The organism is Saccharopolyspora pogona, from assembly GCF_014697215.1.
Taxonomy (GTDB): Bacteria; Actinomycetota; Actinomycetes; order Mycobacteriales; family Pseudonocardiaceae; genus Saccharopolyspora; species Saccharopolyspora hattusasensis.
Map to the genome: position 1 here is coordinate 387,967 of NZ_CP031142.1, position 16,176 is coordinate 404,142.

Genomic DNA, 16,176 nt, shown 5'->3' on the forward strand with positions numbered 1-16,176 from the left:
TGGGGCAACGTCGACAGTCGTGTCGGCCCACATCAGTCTGAAGAGGACGGGGTCGTGGAAATCCAACCCGCGAACGACGCAGAGCGGATCGCCGTGCTGCGCCACCTGCACGCCCAGCTCCGGATCGCTGTTCCATCGCTGGTCGTCGCGCCGGACAGCGACGAGGTGCGCATGATGCTCGATGACCTGCGGAGAACCATCAACGAGGAGTGGCGGATGCTCACCGCCGTCGCACCCAGAACGCTGGCCGCCTTGCGTTGCGCATTCGACTACGCGGGAACGGGCCGGCCCGACCAGTGTGCGTCCGAACTGGTCGCCGCGCACCGCCACCTCGCGGCGATCCTCAACTCCTGACGAAGCCGCCGGCATCGACGTGCTGGACGAGGCCCGCAGCGGTGGCGAAAGTCCCTTCAGCGCAGTGAATTCGATCGATTACGCCGAGCAACGAGACTGGCCACCATTGCCATGCCGGGAACTCCGGGGAATTCGGTGAGACCGGCCACATCCGTCCGAAGTGGCGGAGTTCGGAGCGGGTGCGATCAAGATCGTCGGCTTCGTCGCGGGGCCTTGGTCTTTCGGGCTTATAGCTGCGAAACGGACTCACGGCCCCGGGTGGGAGGTGCTGCGCGGGCTGCCGGTGCGGGCCTGCGACGACACCTCCGGAGGGCGTTCAGTGATCGAGTCGGGTGTGCTCGTGGCGGTAATTCGGTGGAACATCCGCGGGTCAGGTGGGCAGACTGAATTGTTCACGACCCGAGTGCGAGGAACATCGTCATGAAGTCGCCAGCAGCATTGATCAGCTCGTCTCGTCCGCCAGATGTCCAAGTCTGCAGGCAGCTGTGATCGCCTGACGGCCGCGGCGTTTCCTCCTGGGACCAGCACGGGGCCGTTGGTCGATGACGTCACGGCCCGCCGGGCGCTCCGAGTTCAGCGGATCGGCGGTGGGAGTGTGCGGCCAATGCATCGACACCGCGCCGCTGTCGGGGATGATCACGACGCGCCTGCCGATCGCCGCTCGCCGGCGAGGGGGCCGGCGCCCTGATCCCTGCGTTTGTCGGTGGCATAGGGGACACTCGTCCCCGGCGGAGCAAGCTGGTCACCGGGACGCGGTGGCAGCAGCGCCAGGACCCAGCTCGATGGCGCCGCACCTGCTCTCCGCGAACACGCGTTCCGACGCCTCGGCGCGCGTGCAGACTCGGAATTCCGATCTTGTGCTCGATGACGAGCAGCGGCTCCACCTGGGCCGCGCCGACGGTCGAGCTCGACCTACATCTGCGAGGTGTCCCCAAACCATGAGCGACTCCGCGACCGCGGACTCCGAACGCGGCCCAGCGCCGCCGCAAGCTCCCGTGCTGATCACCGTGCTCGTCGCTTCGGCGTTCGTGATGATCCTCAACGAGACGATCCTGAGCGTCGCACTGCGCGACCTCACCGTCGACCTCGAGGTCTCCACCACGACAGTGCAGTGGCTGACCAGCGGCTTCCTGCTGACGATGGCCGTGGTCATCCCCACCACCGGCTTCCTGCTGGAGCGCTTCACACCGCGCCAGATCTTCCTGGCCTCGCTGACGCTGTTCAGCGCGGGCACGCTGGTCAGCGGGCTCGCCCCGGGTTTCGCGGTGCTGCTGGCCGGGCGCGTGGTGCAGGCATGCGGCACCGCGGTCATGCTGCCGCTGTTGATGACCTCGGTGATGCGCCTCGTGCCGCCGGCGAAGCGCGGCGCGACGATGGGCACGATCACGATCGTCATCGCCGTCGCTCCCGCCGTGGGGCCGACGATCGGCGGTGCGGTGCTGGCCTCCTTGGGTTGGCGCTGGATGTTCTGGATCGTGCTGCCGCTGGCGCTCTTGGCGCTGGCCATCGGGGCCGTCTGGATGCGGTTAGACAGCGCGACCCGCTCGGTGCCGCTGGACCTGGTCTCGGTGCTGCTTTCGGCCTTCGGCTTCGGTGGTCTCCTCTACGGCCTGTCGGCCATCGGGGAGTCCGGCGGGGAGCACCTGGTTCCGGCGTGGGTGCCCATCGTGGTCGGCGTCGTGGCGCTCGGCGCGTTCGTCGCGCGCCAGATTCGCCTGCAGCGCCAGGACCGAGCCCTGCTCGACCTGCGCCCGTTCAGCAATCGCTCGTTCGTCGTGGCCTTGGTCCTCGCCGCCCTGCTGTTCATGTGCCTGCTGGGTGCCGGGGCGATCCTGCTGCCGCTGTACCTCCAGACCGTCCTGCACGCCAGCGCGTTCGTCACCGGGTTGGCCGTACTGCCAGGCGGGCTGGTCCTGGGGCTGCTCGGGCGCCCGGTGGGGAGGCTGTTCGACCGCTACGGCGCGCGTCCGCTGGTGATCCCGGGCGCGCTGGCGATGGCCGTGTCGCTGCTGCTGTTCGCCATCCTCGGGCCGGGCTCGCCGCTGGCCGCTGTCATCGCCACCCACGTCCTGCTGATGGCCGGGCTCGGGCTGATGATGACGCCGCTGATGACCGAGTCCCTAAGCTCGCTGCCCGACCACCTCTACTCGCACGGCAGCGCGATCCTGGCGACCCTCCAGCAGGTCGCGGGCGCGTTAGGCACTGCGGTGTTCGTCACGGTGGCGTCCCTGGGAAGTGCCGCCACGGCCAGCACCCCCGATGCCGCGGGCCTGCGTTCCGGGTTCTTCGTCGCTGCCGGTATCGGTGTGCTCGCGTTCGTCGCATCGCTGTTCGTCAGCCGGTCCTCGGGATCCGCCGAGTCCGATCCGGTGGGCGTCGCCGATGCCGGGCGCGACCCGAGCGAAGCGGCTTCCAGGTCGTGAGCATGCGGGGCTGAAATGCGGTGTTGCGCTTTGCGGACGTTCGGAAGGGGCCCGCTGGCCCGGCGCGGAAGCGCAGGCCAGCGGGCCTTTCCTAATTAGTTGGCTGCCGTCAGGCGCAAGCGCGCACGGGAAGCCCGCTACTCGAGCAACGACATCGCGTGTTGTGTGGCTCGCGAATTGCATCCGGTCGATGTGATCGAGAACGAGCTGCGCACCGCGCCGTGCGGCATGGCAGCGCATCCGGCCGGCTGAGGTCAGGTCAGGAAGTCCGGCGTTCGCGCCCGTCGAAGTGCCTCGCGCCCAGCGCCGGGGCCGGTAGGCCGGGAAGCCCCTCGCCGGCGTCGGCGCGTCTGCGGGCGTCGTTGATGAGCCTTTCGGCGTCGGCGAGGCCCTGCCAGCCGCGTGCTTCGCCGGTCTTGCACGGCTCCAGCTCCTTGTAGATGCCGAAGAAGTGGCCGATCTCGTTGAGCTGGTGCTGGGGGACATCGTTGAGGTCGCGGATGTGGTCCATGCGCGGATCATCGGTGGCCACGCACAGGATCTTGGCGTCCGGACCCTTCTCGTCGTGCATCCAGAACACCGCCACCGGCCTCACCCGGACCGCGCAGCCGGGGAAGGTGGGCTGGCCCAGCGGGACGAGCGCGTCGAGCGGGTCCCCGTCCTCGGCGACCGTGCCCGGGATGTAGCCGTAGTCGGCGGGGTACTGGGCGGCGGTGAACAGCGTGCGGTCCAAGCGGATCCGGCCGATGGCGTGATCCATCTCGTACTTGTTCCGCGAACCCTCCGGGATCTCGACGACCATCTCCAGTTGCATGTCAGCTCCCGGTGCGAGGCTGGATGGCGCTCCGCGACCCCGGGCCCCGAACGTGGAAACCACCAGCGCCGACGCCGGCCGCGGTGACAACACCAGGGACACTCCCACGGTAAGTCCGGGGGACGGTGGGTGCTCACGCAGGCGGGTGGGTGAGGTAGCGGACGAGCTCCAGCGCCAGGATCCGATCGAAGTGCACGAAGGTCTCGAACTTGGCGCCGGGCCGCACGGTGGCATCGTCGGCGAGGGCTTGCAGGATCTCGACGAGCGCGCCGATGTCGAGGTGTTCGTCCAGCGCGACGTACGCCCGTTCGACGACGTGGGCGGGCATCGGTGCCGACGGGTGGTCCGCCCATTCCGCCACGAGGCGGCGCCACCGATCCAGGACGACATCCGCGCGGTCCAGGCGGGTGCGCGTGAGGGGCAGCGGTTGGTCGTAGCGCTCGCGGAGCAGCGCGAGCCGCAAGGCGAGCGGGTCGTGCCCGTCGTCGGTCAGCGCTGCCACGAAGTCGGGCGTGCCGTGGCCGAAGTCCGTGAGCACCGGCCCGATCCAGAGCCGCAGCGGGAGGTGCAGTCCGCACGACCACTGGCCGCGCGGACTGCTTTCGTGGCCGCTTTCCAGCACCGCATCGGCCGGTCCGCCGAGCAGCTGCGCGGCGTCGTCGATCGACTTCGCGCGAATGGGCGGCGGAATCCACAGCGCGTCGAGGGCGCGTTCCCAGCCGTTCGACGCGGTCTCGATTGCCGCCGCGGTCTGCACCTGGATGCCGTATATCTCCTCCAGCACGCGCCGGATCGCGTCGGCGACGAGCAGCACGCGCAACCCGTCGGCTCCGGCTGGGCTGCGCTCGGGCAGCCGCAGGCACATCCGGAACAGGCCGCCCGGCGGCCGGCGGACGATCACTTCGGATCGGGTGCCGGAGTCAAGGATGCGAAGGTTCATCGCGTTCCCCCGTGTCGTGAGGTGACCGGGATCGGCCGCCCGCCGCCGGATGGGAGCCGACTGCGTCGTCCGGTTTCGGTTGTTTGGAACGGGATATCACGCCGGGAACAGGATCACCTGCCGAATCCGCTTACCGGGGCTGAGCGCCGCCCGGCGCCACTGTGGACTGCCTAGTCCTCGGTGGGGATCTTCTCCTTGATCTGGTCCATGACGGAGCTGTCGGTGAGAGTGGTGACGTCGCCGGGTTCGCGGTTGGCCGAGATGTCGCGCAGCAGGCGGCGCATGATCTTGCCGGACCGGGTCTTGGGGAGTTCGGGCACGACGAGGATCTGCCGGGGTTTGGCGATCGGCCCGATCTCCTTGGCGACGTGGTCCCGCAGTTGCGCGACGAGCCCGGTTTCCTCGGTGCCGCCGTCGGCGATGCGAGGGATGACGAAGGCGACGATCGCCTGACCGGTCGTCGGGTCGGGCGCACCGACCACGGCGGCCTCGGCGACCTGGGGATGCGACACCAGCGCCGACTCCACCTCGGTGGTGGAGATCCGGTGCCCGGAGATGTTCATGACGTCATCGACCCGGCCGAGCAGCCAGATGTCGCCGTCGGAGTCCCACTTCGCGCCATCGCCGGCGAAGTACGCGCCCCGGAACTGGGACCAGTAGACCTCCCGGTAGCGCTCGTCGTCGCCCCAGATGGTCTTCATCATGCCGGGCCAGGGTTCCGTCAGCACCAAGTATCCCGCGGCGTCCCGGCGCGGCAGGACTTCGCCGTGGTCGTCGTAGATCTCGACCGCGATCCCGGGCAGCGGCCGCATCGCGGAGCCGGGTTTACAGGCGTGCACGCCGGGCAGCGGGGAGACGAGGATGCCGCCGGTCTCGGTCTGCCACCAGGTGTCGACGATGGGGCAGCGGTCGCCGCCGATGTGCTCCCGGTACCACATCCACGCCTCGGGGTTGATGGGTTCGCCAACGGTGCCGAGCAGGCGCAGCGAGGTCAGGTCGAACTCGGCCGGCACGTCGTCGCCCCACTTCATGCAGGTGCGAATCGCGGTGGGCGCCGTGTAGATGATCGACACCCGGTACTTCTCGACGAGTTCCCACCACCGGCCGCGGTGCGGGGTGTCGGGCGTGCCCTCGTACATCAGCGAGGTGGCGCCGTTGGCCAGCGGCCCGTAGACGATGTAGGAATGCCCGGTGACCCAGCCGACGTCCGCGGTGCACCAGTAGACGTCGGTCTCCGGCTTGAGGTCGAACACCGCCCAGTGCGTCCAGGCTGTGAAGGCGAGGTAGCCGCCGGTGGTGTGCAGGATTCCTTTCGGCTTGGCGGTGGTGCCGCTGGTGTAGAGCACGAATAGCGGGTGGGCGGAGTCGAAGGAATCCGCGGCGTGTTCGGTGCTCTGCGACTCGACCACGTCGTGCCACCAGCTGTCCCGGCCCTCCTGCCAGGCGACGTCCTGCCCGGTGCGCTGCACGACGACCACGTTGCGGACGTCCGGGCAGCCCTTCAGCGCCTCGTCCACGTTGGTCTTGAGCCCGCTGGCCGCGCCTCGGCGGTAGCCGCCGTCGGCGGTGATCACGACCCGCGCGTCGCAGTCCAGGATCCGGCTGCGCAGGGAGTCTGCGGAGAACCCGCCGAAGACCACGGTGTGCGGGGCGCCCAGCCGCGCGCAGGCCAGCATCGCGACCACGGTCTCGGGAATCATCGGCAGGTAGATGGCCACCCGGTCACCTGCGGAGACGCCGAGCCCGGCCAGCGCGTTCGCCGCTTGGCAGACCTCGCGGCGCAACTGGGCGTAGGTGATCGTGCGGCTGTCGCCCGGTTCGCCCTCCCAGTGCAGCGCGACCCGGTCGCCCCGCCCCGCTTCCACGTGCCGGTCGACGCAGTTGTGCGCGACGTTGATGCGTCCCCCGGCGAACCAGCGGGCGAACGGCGGCTGCCAGTCGAGGACCTGCTCCCACTCCTGAGCCCACGTGAGGCGTCGTGCGGCTTGCTCCCAGAACGCCAGCGGATCGCGTGCGGCGGTTTCGTAGAGGCCGGCCGTCACGTTGGCGTTGGCGGCGAGGTCCTCCGGCGGTGGGAAGCGTCGCGTCTCGTGCAGCAGGTCGTCGAGAGTGGCGTCGTCACTCATCGTGCATTCCTCCTCCGGTTCGCATCGACCACTGCGTGCGACCGCTCACCGGCCCTCGCAGGTCTCGCACCAGGTCAGCCGGTGCACGGCCAACGGGGTCCGCTCGTCGCGCTCGTTCGCGTAGGTGACCGTGACGGCGCACGGCACGCCGCACATGTCGCACCAGACGTACTTGTCTATGTGCAGGACCGCGATGCGCAGCCGCACCACCACCGATTCGACCGCGTCCCGTTCGGCCGATGCCGGAACAGGAACATCCGTCGCCCCTTCCGATCGCCGGAAGCAGGGGCCATCAGCGGTCATCCACGGTTCGCGGCGAGCCCCATCGCCGCTTCCACTGTCCCGCGCTCCCACTCCCCGTACAAGGCACCTGGTCGCGACGAGAAACCCGTCAACGTGAGATGGCTTCGCTTCTGGGCGGGGCATCGTCCAGGTCGCGGCGGGAAGATCGAAACCGCTGTCCCGCAAGCGATCCAGTGGCCGAAATACGACCAATGTGGACTCGGCGATACCCGCAGTGAGGCGAAGGCGGCCACCAGGAAGGCGGGGCGTGCAACGGTCGACTGCGTGCAGCACGACGGGCAGCCACGCGGAACTCGGGTGGCTGCCCGTCGTAGCGGCTGGCGGTCAGTTGCCGTGCGCGGCCACCGGTTCCCGCCGGTCGATGACCTGGGCCGGAGTGGCCGGGGCTCCTGCCGTGCTGCGGAAACCGCGCAGCCGCAGGCTGTTGCTGACCACGAACACCGAGCTGAACGCCATCGCAGCACCGGCGATCATCGGGTTGAGCAGGCCCGCCGCGGCCAGCGGGAGGGCGGCCACGTTGTAGGCGAAGGCCCAGAACAGGTTGCGCTTGATGGTCCGCAGGGTGCGGCGGGACAGCCGGATCGCGTCGACAGCGGCCCGGAGGTCGCCGCGGACCAGGGTCAGGTCGCTGGCCTCGATGGCCACGTCGGTGCCGGTTCCCATGGCCAGGCCGAGGTCGGCCTGGGCCAGGGCGGCGGCGTCGTTGACACCGTCGCCGACCATCGCCACGACCTTGCCCTCGCCCTGCAGGCGCGTGATCACGTCGACCTTGTCCTTCGGCAGCACCTCGGCGATGACCTCGTCGATGCCGACCTGCTTGGCCACGGACTTGGCGACGGCCTCGTTGTCGCCGGTGAGCAGCACCGGGGTCAGGCCGAGCTCCCGCAGCTGCGCGATGGCCTGCGCCGAGGTGGGCTTGACCGTGTCGGCGACGACCAGCACCGCCCGCGCCTGCCCGTCCCACGCGACCGCCACCGCGGTGCGGCCTTCTGCTTCCGCATCGGCCTTCGCCGCGGCGAGCTCCGCGGTCAGCGGCCGGCTCCACTCCGCCAGCAGCGCCGAGCGGCCGGCCAGCACGGCGCGTCCGTCGACGATGCCCTGCACACCCAGGCCTTCCACATTGGTGAAGCCCTCCACCGCGGGCAGCCCGCCCACCGCCTGCTCCGCGCCTCGTGCGATGGCGCGGGCGATGGGGTGTTCGGAGGCGTTCTCCAACGCCCCGGCGATCCGCAGGACCTCGTCGCGGTCGGTGCCGGCGGTGAGGTAGACGTCGATCAGCTTCATCTGGCCGGTGGTGACGGTGCCGGTCTTGTCCAGTACGACGGTGTCGATGCGCCGGGTGGACTCCAGCACTTCCGGCCCCTTGATCAGGATGCCGAGCTGAGCACCCCGACCCGTGCCGACCAGCAGCGCGGTCGGCGTGGCCAGGCCCAGGGCACACGGGCAGGCGATGATCAGCACCGCGACGGCGGCGGTGAAGGCGGCCGCCACGCCGCCCCCGGCGCCGAGCCAGAACGCGAGCGTGCCGATCGACAGGGCGATGACGATGGGGACGAACACCGCGGAGATCCGGTCGGCCAGCCGCTGCACGGCGGCCTTGCCGGTCTGCGCGTCCTCGACCAGCTTGGCCATCTGGGCGAGCTGGGTGTCCGAACCGACTCGGATCGCCCGCACCACCAGCCGACCGCCGGCGTTGACGGTGGCACCGACGATGTTGTCGCCGGGACCGACCTCGACCGGGACGGATTCGCCGGTGAGCATGCTGGCGTCGACCGCCGAGTTGCCTTCCTCGACCACGCCGTCGGTGGCGATCTTCTCGCCCGGCCGGACGACGAACTGGTCCCCGACGGCGAGTTCGCTGGTGGGGATGCGGACCTCGCGGCCGTCGCGGAGCACCGCGACATCCTTCGCGCCGAGTTCAAGCAGCGCGCGCAGGGCGGCTCCGGCGCGGCGCTTCGAGCGGGCCTCGAAGTAGCGCCCCGCCAGGATGAAGGTGGTGACACCGGCCGCCACCTCGAGGTAGATCGAGCCATCCCCGTTCATGCGCTGGATCGTCAGCTCGAACGGGTGCGTCATGCCGGGAGTGCCCGCGGTGCCGAACAGCAGCGCGTACAGGGACCACAGGAACGCCGCGATGGTGCCCATGGAGACCAGGGTGTCCATCGTGGCCGCGCCGTGGCGCAGGTTCGTCCACGCCGCCTTGTGGAACGGCCAGGCGCCCCACACCAGCACCGGTGCGGCCAGCGTCAGCGAGATCCACTGCCAGTAGGTGAACTGCAGGGCCGGGATCATCGCCAAGGTGATCACGGGCACGGACAGCACGGTCGAGCCGGTCAGCCGCTGCCGCAGGGACCGCGTCGGGTCGCCGGATTCTTCGTCGACCGCCGCGGTCCTGGCCTCCTCCTTCGCGGGCAGGCTGGCGCCGTACCCCGCGGCCTCGACCTCAGCGACGAGCCGTTGCGGGTCGAGGCCTTCCGGGACGCTGACCTTCGCCTTCTCCGTGGCGTAGTTGACCGTGGCCGCGACGCCCTCGAGCTTGTTCAGCTTGCGTTCGATGCGCGCGGCGCAGGACGCGCACGTCATACCTGAGATCGAGAGCTCAACCTCGCCGATCGATTGCCCGTGGTTCTGCTCAGTGGCAGTCATGTCCGAATCCTCCTCGCTGCTCTGCCGGGTCCGGCTCAGTGACCGGTGTGGCCGCTTCCGGTGCCGTGGCCGGTCGCCGGTGTGGCGTTGTCCACGGTGTCCACAGTGTCTACAGTGTCTACAGTGTCCACAGTGAACTCGGCGGTGCGTACGACGCCGTTGTGCTGGAAGTCCAGGAACAGCCGGTAGTTGCCGGCGGTGGGCACTTCCGCGACGAAGCCGATCTGCGGACCGGGCGCGGTGCGGCCGTCGCCGGGCGCTCCCTCCGGGTGCACGTGCAGGTAGGCGAGATCGCCGGTGCGCAGGGACACCAGGTGCCCGTAGGCGGACAGGTAGGGCTGCAGGTCGGTGACGGGAACACCGTCCTTGGTCACCGTGAGCCGCACCGGGGACGCCTGGCCCGGAACGAGCTCGCCGTCCAGCCGCACCTGGTAGCCATCTACTTCGGACACCCGCGAGGGGGCGAAGGTGCGGGGCTCGAACGCGCCGCCCGCCGCGATGTCCGTGCCGAGGGTGGTCGAAGCGGCGCCGGCCGGGACGAAGTCGGTGAAGACCCGGTAGCTGCCGGCTTCGGGCAGGTTCAGCGGGACGGTCCAGGTGCCGTCCGCAGCCATTTCCGGGTGCAGGTGCTGGAATCCCGCGGTGTCGCGGCGCACCACGATGAGGTGCATCCGCTTGTCGTGCTCGACGTCGAAGCCGGTGACCGCGTTGCCGTCCGGCCCGAGGATTCGGAAGGAGAAGGGCTCGGTGGTGCCGGTGGCCTGTGTCGTGTCGGTGGGCGCGAAGGTGTAGCCGCCCCTGGACGACGCCAGTCCGCCGGGCAGGTCGGTCTCCGCGACGGTGCCGCTGTGGGCGTCCCCGTGTCCGGCGACCTCACCGCCGGGCATGTCGCCGTGGCCGCTCGGGGCGGACATGGCGGGGAAGGGACCGACAGCGGTACCGGCTGCCCAGGCGCCGCCGGCGACCAGGGCGAGCGCCGCACCGTAGGCGGAGAGCTTGCCTGCTGTGTTCATGACATTTCCTTACTGTGCTGGCCGGGCCGGGAGCCCCGGCGGGTTCCCGGCCCGGTCGGGGGTGGCGGTCAGCTGGCGGCCAGCTCGTAGCCGGCCTCTTCGACGGCGGCCCGGACGTCGGCGTCGCTGATCGCCTCGGTGCTGGTCAGGGTGATCGCGCCGGTGGGCAGGTCGACGGCCACGTCGGAGACGCCGCCGATCTTGCCGACCTCTTCGGTCACCGACTGCACGCAGTGCCCGCAGGTCATGCCGACAACGGTGTAGTTGGACTCGGCCATCAGATGCTCCTCGGTGTCTGTCGTACGGTCTGGTGCGGATCGGTACCCCTAGGGGGTTGCTGTATCCGCACACCGAGATTTATACCCCTGGGGGGTACCTGGGTCAACTCCCGATCCCATCTTTTCGGGATCGTCCGTCCACATGTGCCGAGGCTCCGCTTTGCCGCAGCGGGATGGGCATGGGTCCTGGTCGGGCGGGGAGCTGTCCGGTCCGGCAGCGCGGCCCGGTGCCGGGGCGAGTGTTCATCGCTGGATTCCGCTATCATCGTCGAATGCCGATGAATAGTCCGGAGGAGTGCCCGTCGTCGAGACCGGCGGCGGACGGGTTGGATGCGGCGGTGGCGTTGTTCCGCAGCTTGTCGGAGGGCGCCCGGTTGGCGATCACGCTTCGACTGGCCGACGGCGAAGCCCGGGTGGCGGACCTGGTGGGCGAGCTGGGGTTGGCCCAGTCCACGGTGTCGGCGCATGTGGCATGCCTGCGGGACTGCGGGCTGGTGGTCGGGCGGCCCGAGGGGCGGCAGGTGTACTACTCGCTCGCGCGACCGGAGTTGCTGGAACTGCTGGCATCGGCCGAGACGCTGCTGGCCGCGACCGGTCGGGCCGTGGCCCTGTGCCCGAACTACGGCACCGACGCCGGCACCGACCAAGTTTCGCGAGTCATCGAGGTGCGTGGTGAGTGAGGCGGAATCGGCTAAGTCGGCGGCCAGCTGCAGCGATGGGTGCTGCTCGGCGTCGGCGGAGAATGCCGGCCTGGGTGACGAGCGCCGGGCGGTGCTGCGGCGGCGCATTCGGTGGTTCGTCGCGGCGACGATCACCTACAACGTCATCGAGGCGATCGTGGCGATCACCGCCGGCACGGCTTCCTCGTCCACGGCGCTGATCGGTTTCGGGCTGGACTCGGCGATCGAGGTGGCCTCGGCGGCGGCGGTGGCCTGGCAGTTCAGCGGGCCGGACCCGGAAGCGCGTGAGCGGATCACGTTGAAGATCATCGGCACGTCGTTCTTCGCGCTGGCGGCGTACGTCGCGGTCGAATCGGTTCGTGGGCTGCTCGGAGGTTCGGAAGCCGGGCACTCGACGGTCGGAATCGTCCTGGCGGTACTGAGCCTGGCGATCATGCCGGTGCTGTCCTACGCCCAACGGCGCGCCGGTCGGGAGCTGGGCTCCAACAGTGCCGTGGCCGATTCCAGGCAAACCTTGTTGTGCACCTACCTTTCCGGCGTGCTGCTGGTCGGCCTGCTGCTCAACGGCCTGTTCGGCTGGTACTGGGCAGACCCGGCGGTCGCACTCGTGATCGCGGCCGTGGCGGTGAAGGAAGGGCGTGAAGCCTGGCGCGGCGAGCACTGCTGCTGACCGGGTGCTGCCACGGGATTGCCGTTGCTGCAGGGCAGGGTGGACTCGTCCAGGGTTGACTTCCTCCCCACGCCTAAAGGCGGGGGAATCCAACCTTCACAGGTTGGGTTTCCTGCTTCATAGCCGACTGCGCGCGAGCAAGCTCGCCCCGGCTTACACCAGCTCCACAGGCATCGCCGGATTTCCACCCGGCTACCGCTCGACCAGCGGCAAGGATGTTCTTCGCGGCGTTGTGGTCCCGGTCGTGCCGAGTGCCGCAGTCGGGGCACGTCCAGTGCCGCACCGACAGTTTCAGTTTCTTCAGCAGGTGCCCGCAGTTCGAGCAGGTCTTTGAGCTCGGGTACCAGCGGTCAACGACAACGACGATCTTTCCCGCTCGCTCGGCTTTGTATTCGAGCTGGCGCCGGAACTCGCTCCACCCGCAATCGGAGATCGCCTTGGCCAGTTTTCGGTTGCGGACCAGGTTCTTCACCGCGAGGTCTTCGACCGCGACCAGGTCATTGTTACGAACCAGGTCCGTTGAGGTGCGGTGCAGGAAGTCCTGCCGCGCGTGCCGCACCTTGCGGTGCGCCCGGGCAACCTTGGCTTCAGCCTTGCGGCGGTTCGCTGAACCGCGCTGCTTGCGGGCCATCTGACGTTGATAGCGGGCAAGGTTGCGGGCCTTACGGTCCAAGTGGCCGGCGTTGGGGATCTTCTCCCCGGTAGACAGCACAGCGAAGTCCTTCACACCCAGGTCAACGCCGACCGTGCGGCCGGTGACCGGGGCGTGTTCGGGCTCGTCGGTGTCCACGGCGAAGGTCACGTACCAGCGGCCGTCAGCCTCGCCGGAAACGATCACCATAATCGGATTCAGAGACTGAAGAACCTCTGCACCCCAGGACCACACATACTCAAGCGGCGTGTTGTGCTTGGCCAGCTTCAGCTTTCCATCGCGCAGGCTAAACGCGCTGCGCGTGTAATGCGCCGACTGACGTCCGTTACGCGACTTGAAGCGCGGGTAGCGAGCACGTCCAGCGAAGAAGTTCGCGTAGGCGGTGTGCTGGTGCCGCAACGTCTGCTGCAACGGCACCGACGACACCTCGGACAGAAACGCCAGTTCTTCGGTCTTCTTCCACGCGGTCAGCGCGGCGTCGGTCTCCTTGTAGGAGGTCTTTGTGCCGGTTGCGTGGTAGGAGCGGTGGCGTTCGACGAGGGTCTTGTTCCACACGAGGCGAACGCACCCGAACGTCCGGCCCAGCTGGGCCGCTTGCTCGGGGTCGGGATAGGCCCGAACCTTGTACGCCGTCCTCACACTGATCATTTTACACAGCGGGCCGACACCAGTAATCATCTGGTGGGATGGTTACCGCTGGACGCGTTAATCACGGCTTGACGTGCTTCCTCCCCACGGATAAATCCGGGGGCCTCCGCACTACGTTTCTTCGGTGAAGATCCGCGCCAGCCAGATCAACGGCTGCGGCTTCTGCACCGACATGCACACCAAGGAAGCCGCGCACGCCGGGGAGACCTCGGGGCGCCTCAACCTGATCGCCGCCTGGCGGGAGGCCACGGTATTCACCGAAGCCGAGCGCGCCGCTCTGGAGCTTGCGGAGCAGGGCACCCGCATCGCTGACGCGGCCGGTGGTGTCACGGACGAGGCGTGGGCGAACGCCGCCAAGCACTACGACGAGGACCAGCTCGCCGCCTTGGTGTCGCTCATCGCCCTCATCAACGCCTTCAACCGGTTGAACGTCGTCGTCCAGCAGCCCGCCGGCGACTACCAGGTCGGTCAGTTCGGATAAGCAACGATTCCTGGCCGTCCTGATGCGAAGGGCGGAACATGCGCGTTTGGCTGGTTACCGGCGCGTCGCGCGGGTTGGGGTCGGCGCTCGTTCACGCTACCGCGAGACGGGCTGCGCCGAACGGGTTGTCACCAAGCCATTTCCCAACCCGCGCGCCCTGGAAATCGACGAGGTCACCCGGCTTCTGGTGGAGGCCTGGTGGCCTCGACCGCTCGAATCGGTCGAGTGACTCGCAGTGCAGGGCGGCATCGGCTACCCGATCATGCCAACCGGGCACGCCGATTCCGGCGGATTTACAGGGGAGTGCGAGATGGCGAAGACTCAACCGGAGCCGGTGCGGCATCCGGATGTGCGCAGCTGCCCGTTCGACCCGTACGACGGGCTCAGGGAGCTGCGGGAGCAGCGGCCGCTGGCCAGGATGCACTGCCCCGACGGGCGCAACGGCTGGCTGGTGACCGGCCACGCGCTGGTCCGGGAGGTGCTGGTCGATCCGCGCTTCGGCTCGCGCCTGGACCTGCAGCGGTTCCCGATGCCTGTCGACGCGAATTGGCAAGTTCCACCGGGGATGTTCAGCGTGTTCGACCCGCCGGAGCACACTTGGTACCGGCGGAAGCTCGCGGGCGGGTTCGGCCCGCGCCGGATGCGGGCGCTGGAACCGCAGATCGAGCGGCTCGTCGCCGAGCACCTGACGGCCATGCGGCGCGCCGGTGGCCCCGCCGACCTGGTGGCGTCCTTCGCGGTCCCGGTGTCCGGCCGGGTGATCGGCGAGCTGCTCGGCATCCGCATCGCCGACGAGGCAGGGTTCCGCAAGGCCACCGAACAGGTGCTGGCCCTCGATGACGACGAGGAACGGGTGGGCGCCGGGTGGCGGGACGTGTGCGACGTGCTGGCGAAGTTCGTGCGCGACAAGCGGCACCGGCCGGGCGATGACCTGCTCAGCGTGCTGACCGCCGACGATGAGTTGAGCGACGACGAGATCACCACGATGGCCGCGATGCTGGTCACCGCTGCTCAGGACACGACCACGAGCATGCTCGCGCTGGGCACCTACGCGCTGCTGAGCCACCCGGACCAGCTCCCCGCGCTGCGCCGCGATCCGTCGCTGATCGACGGCGCGGTGGAGGAATTGCTGCGCTACCTGACGATCAACCACTTCGGCGCGACCCGCGCCGCCCTGGCAGACTTCGAGTTCCACGGCGAATCCATCCGCTACGGCGACCTGATGACGCTGTCGCTACCGGCCGCCAATCGCGACCCGGCGCAATTCCCGGACCCCGATCGGCTGGACCTCACCCGCCAGGCGAGCGGTCACATGTCGTTCGGCCACGGCGTCCACCACTGCCTCGGTGCGCAACTGGCCCGAATCGAGCTGCGCATCGGCTTCTCCGGGCTGCTGCGGGAATTCCCAACGCTGAGACTGGCGGTGCCGCCAGAGCAGATCCCGATGCGTGACGACACCGTCATCTACGGCGTCCGCCGCCTCCCGGTCGACTGGGACTGATCTGCTGGCCCCGGTTCGGCCGGGTGCCGCGCAGCCGGTCGGCGGCACGGTCGGTGCGCCGGTCGATCGGTGCGCTGCCGATCGCTTTTCCCAGGCCGAATCGGGGCATGTTCACGTAGACGCTCTCGTGGAAACCGGCCGGGACGATGTAGGTCTCGTGCCAGATTCCGATGTGGTCGCCCGCGGCCTTGGTGCGCCGGTAGAAATCAGTCCACATGGGACGGTGTTGCTGGTCCGGATCCGCCGCGTAGGCGTACAGCTTCTCGGGCGACTCCCAGTACTGCACCACCGTCAGCAGCCGGGGTGGGCGAGGCAGGACCAGGTGTCCGAGGAGGCCGCTGTCCGGATCCGTCCTGAGCTCCCTCATCATCCGGCGGAAGCCCGCGATCACCGGGGCCCAGCTGCGCACCGCGGTCAAGGTGTTGATCCGCGCGCCGAGCAGGAAGACCACGATGTCGCGGTCCGCGGGCGCCGTGAACCGTCCGATCCTCGTCCGGTCGCTCATCCGTTCACGCAACGTGTAAAAACGTTCCGCGAGCCGACACCTTACGGTGCCGACGTTGGCCAGCGCCGGTCCAGCGCTGGTCTTCCCGTGGCGATACCCGTCGCCAGCACAGTGCTGGTCTTACGTGGGTTTCCATCGTGCT

The 16,176-nt window shown here is 69.1% G+C and carries 15 protein-coding genes and 1 riboswitch; of the genes, 6 read left to right on the plus strand and 9 right to left on the minus strand.

The genetic code is table 11. From position 1 onward, the window contains the following. Positions 1-54 precede the first annotated feature (54 nt). Positions 55-354, plus strand: coding sequence for a hypothetical protein (locus DL519_RS01205; RefSeq protein WP_190812515.1), 300 nt, complete (start codon positions 55-57; stop codon positions 352-354). Positions 355-1,292: 938 nt separating this feature from the next. After that, a complete protein-coding gene (locus DL519_RS01210) occupies positions 1,293-2,777 on the plus strand; it encodes a DHA2 family efflux MFS transporter permease subunit (RefSeq protein WP_190812516.1) in 1,485 nt (494 codons plus the stop codon). A 259-nt stretch (positions 2,778-3,036) separates the two neighbouring features. Here the strand turns inward: DL519_RS01210 and DL519_RS01215 are convergent, their stop codons facing one another. From DL519_RS01215 to DL519_RS01245, 7 genes are all read right to left on the minus strand, one after another. After that, a complete protein-coding gene (locus DL519_RS01215) occupies positions 3,037-3,591 on the minus strand; it encodes an inorganic diphosphatase (RefSeq protein ID WP_190812517.1) in 555 nt (184 codons plus the stop codon). Positions 3,592-3,724: 133 nt separating this feature from the next. Beyond that, positions 3,725-4,531: a hypothetical protein gene (locus DL519_RS01220; RefSeq protein WP_190812518.1), complete on the minus strand. Its 807-nt coding sequence runs from the start codon at positions 4,529-4,531 to the stop codon at positions 3,725-3,727. Between the two features lie 170 nt (positions 4,532-4,701). After that, positions 4,702-6,657, minus strand: a complete 1,956-nt coding sequence (acs, locus tag DL519_RS01225) for an acetate--CoA ligase (protein WP_190812519.1) — start codon at positions 6,655-6,657, stop codon at positions 4,702-4,704. A gap of 45 nt (positions 6,658-6,702) precedes the next feature. Next, the gene (locus DL519_RS01230) at positions 6,703-6,960 is read right to left on the minus strand and encodes a hypothetical protein (RefSeq protein ID WP_190812520.1); all 258 of its coding nucleotides are present in this window, start codon (positions 6,958-6,960) and stop codon (positions 6,703-6,705) included. Continuing rightward, positions 6,934-6,996, minus strand: a riboswitch (Fluoride riboswitch). Its footprint overlaps the gene before it by 27 nt. Before the next feature lie 288 nt (positions 6,997-7,284). Beyond that, positions 7,285-9,606: a heavy metal translocating P-type ATPase gene (locus tag DL519_RS01235; protein WP_190812521.1), complete on the minus strand. Its 2,322-nt coding sequence runs from the start codon at positions 9,604-9,606 to the stop codon at positions 7,285-7,287. A gap of 35 nt (positions 9,607-9,641) precedes the next feature. After that, complete coding sequence (locus DL519_RS01240; protein ID WP_190812522.1) at positions 9,642-10,619, minus strand: hypothetical protein; 978 nt, start codon at positions 10,617-10,619, stop codon at positions 9,642-9,644. 68 nt (positions 10,620-10,687) lie between these two features. Further along, positions 10,688-10,897: a heavy-metal-associated domain-containing protein gene (locus tag DL519_RS01245; RefSeq protein WP_190812523.1), complete on the minus strand. Its 210-nt coding sequence runs from the start codon at positions 10,895-10,897 to the stop codon at positions 10,688-10,690. A gap of 272 nt (positions 10,898-11,169) precedes the next feature. Between DL519_RS01245 and DL519_RS01250 the strand changes: the two genes are divergently transcribed. Together DL519_RS01250 and DL519_RS01255 are read left to right on the plus strand one after the other, a co-directional pair. After that, positions 11,170-11,577: an ArsR/SmtB family transcription factor gene (locus DL519_RS01250; RefSeq protein ID WP_190812524.1), complete on the plus strand. Its 408-nt coding sequence runs from the start codon at positions 11,170-11,172 to the stop codon at positions 11,575-11,577. After that, positions 11,570-12,247: a cation transporter gene (locus DL519_RS01255; RefSeq protein WP_397544921.1), complete on the plus strand. Its 678-nt coding sequence runs from the start codon at positions 11,570-11,572 to the stop codon at positions 12,245-12,247. Before DL519_RS01250 ends, DL519_RS01255 begins: the two co-directional genes overlap by 8 nt. 73 nt (positions 12,248-12,320) lie before the next feature. On the opposite strand, the gene DL519_RS01260 is transcribed toward DL519_RS01255, so the two are convergent. Then, positions 12,321-13,547 carry an RNA-guided endonuclease InsQ/TnpB family protein gene (locus DL519_RS01260; RefSeq protein WP_263399548.1) on the minus strand — a complete coding sequence of 409 codons (1,227 nt, stop codon included), beginning with the start codon at positions 13,545-13,547 and terminating at the stop codon, positions 12,321-12,323. Between the two features lie 94 nt (positions 13,548-13,641). Between DL519_RS01260 and DL519_RS01265 the strand changes: the two genes are divergently transcribed. Then, complete coding sequence (locus DL519_RS01265) at positions 13,642-14,028, plus strand: carboxymuconolactone decarboxylase family protein (RefSeq protein WP_397545034.1); 387 nt, start codon at positions 13,642-13,644, stop codon at positions 14,026-14,028. A 310-nt stretch (positions 14,029-14,338) separates the two neighbouring features. Then, entirely contained in the window at positions 14,339-15,529 is a 1,191-nt protein-coding gene (locus DL519_RS01270) for a cytochrome P450 (protein ID WP_190812525.1), read from the plus strand. On the opposite strand, the gene DL519_RS01275 is transcribed toward DL519_RS01270, so the two are convergent. Continuing rightward, positions 15,489-16,034 (minus strand): DUF4188 domain-containing protein, encoded by a 546-nt coding sequence (locus DL519_RS01275; protein WP_190812526.1) that lies wholly within the window; start codon positions 16,032-16,034, stop codon positions 15,489-15,491. The genes DL519_RS01270 and DL519_RS01275 overlap by 41 nt on opposite strands. Positions 16,035-16,176 lie beyond the last annotated feature (142 nt).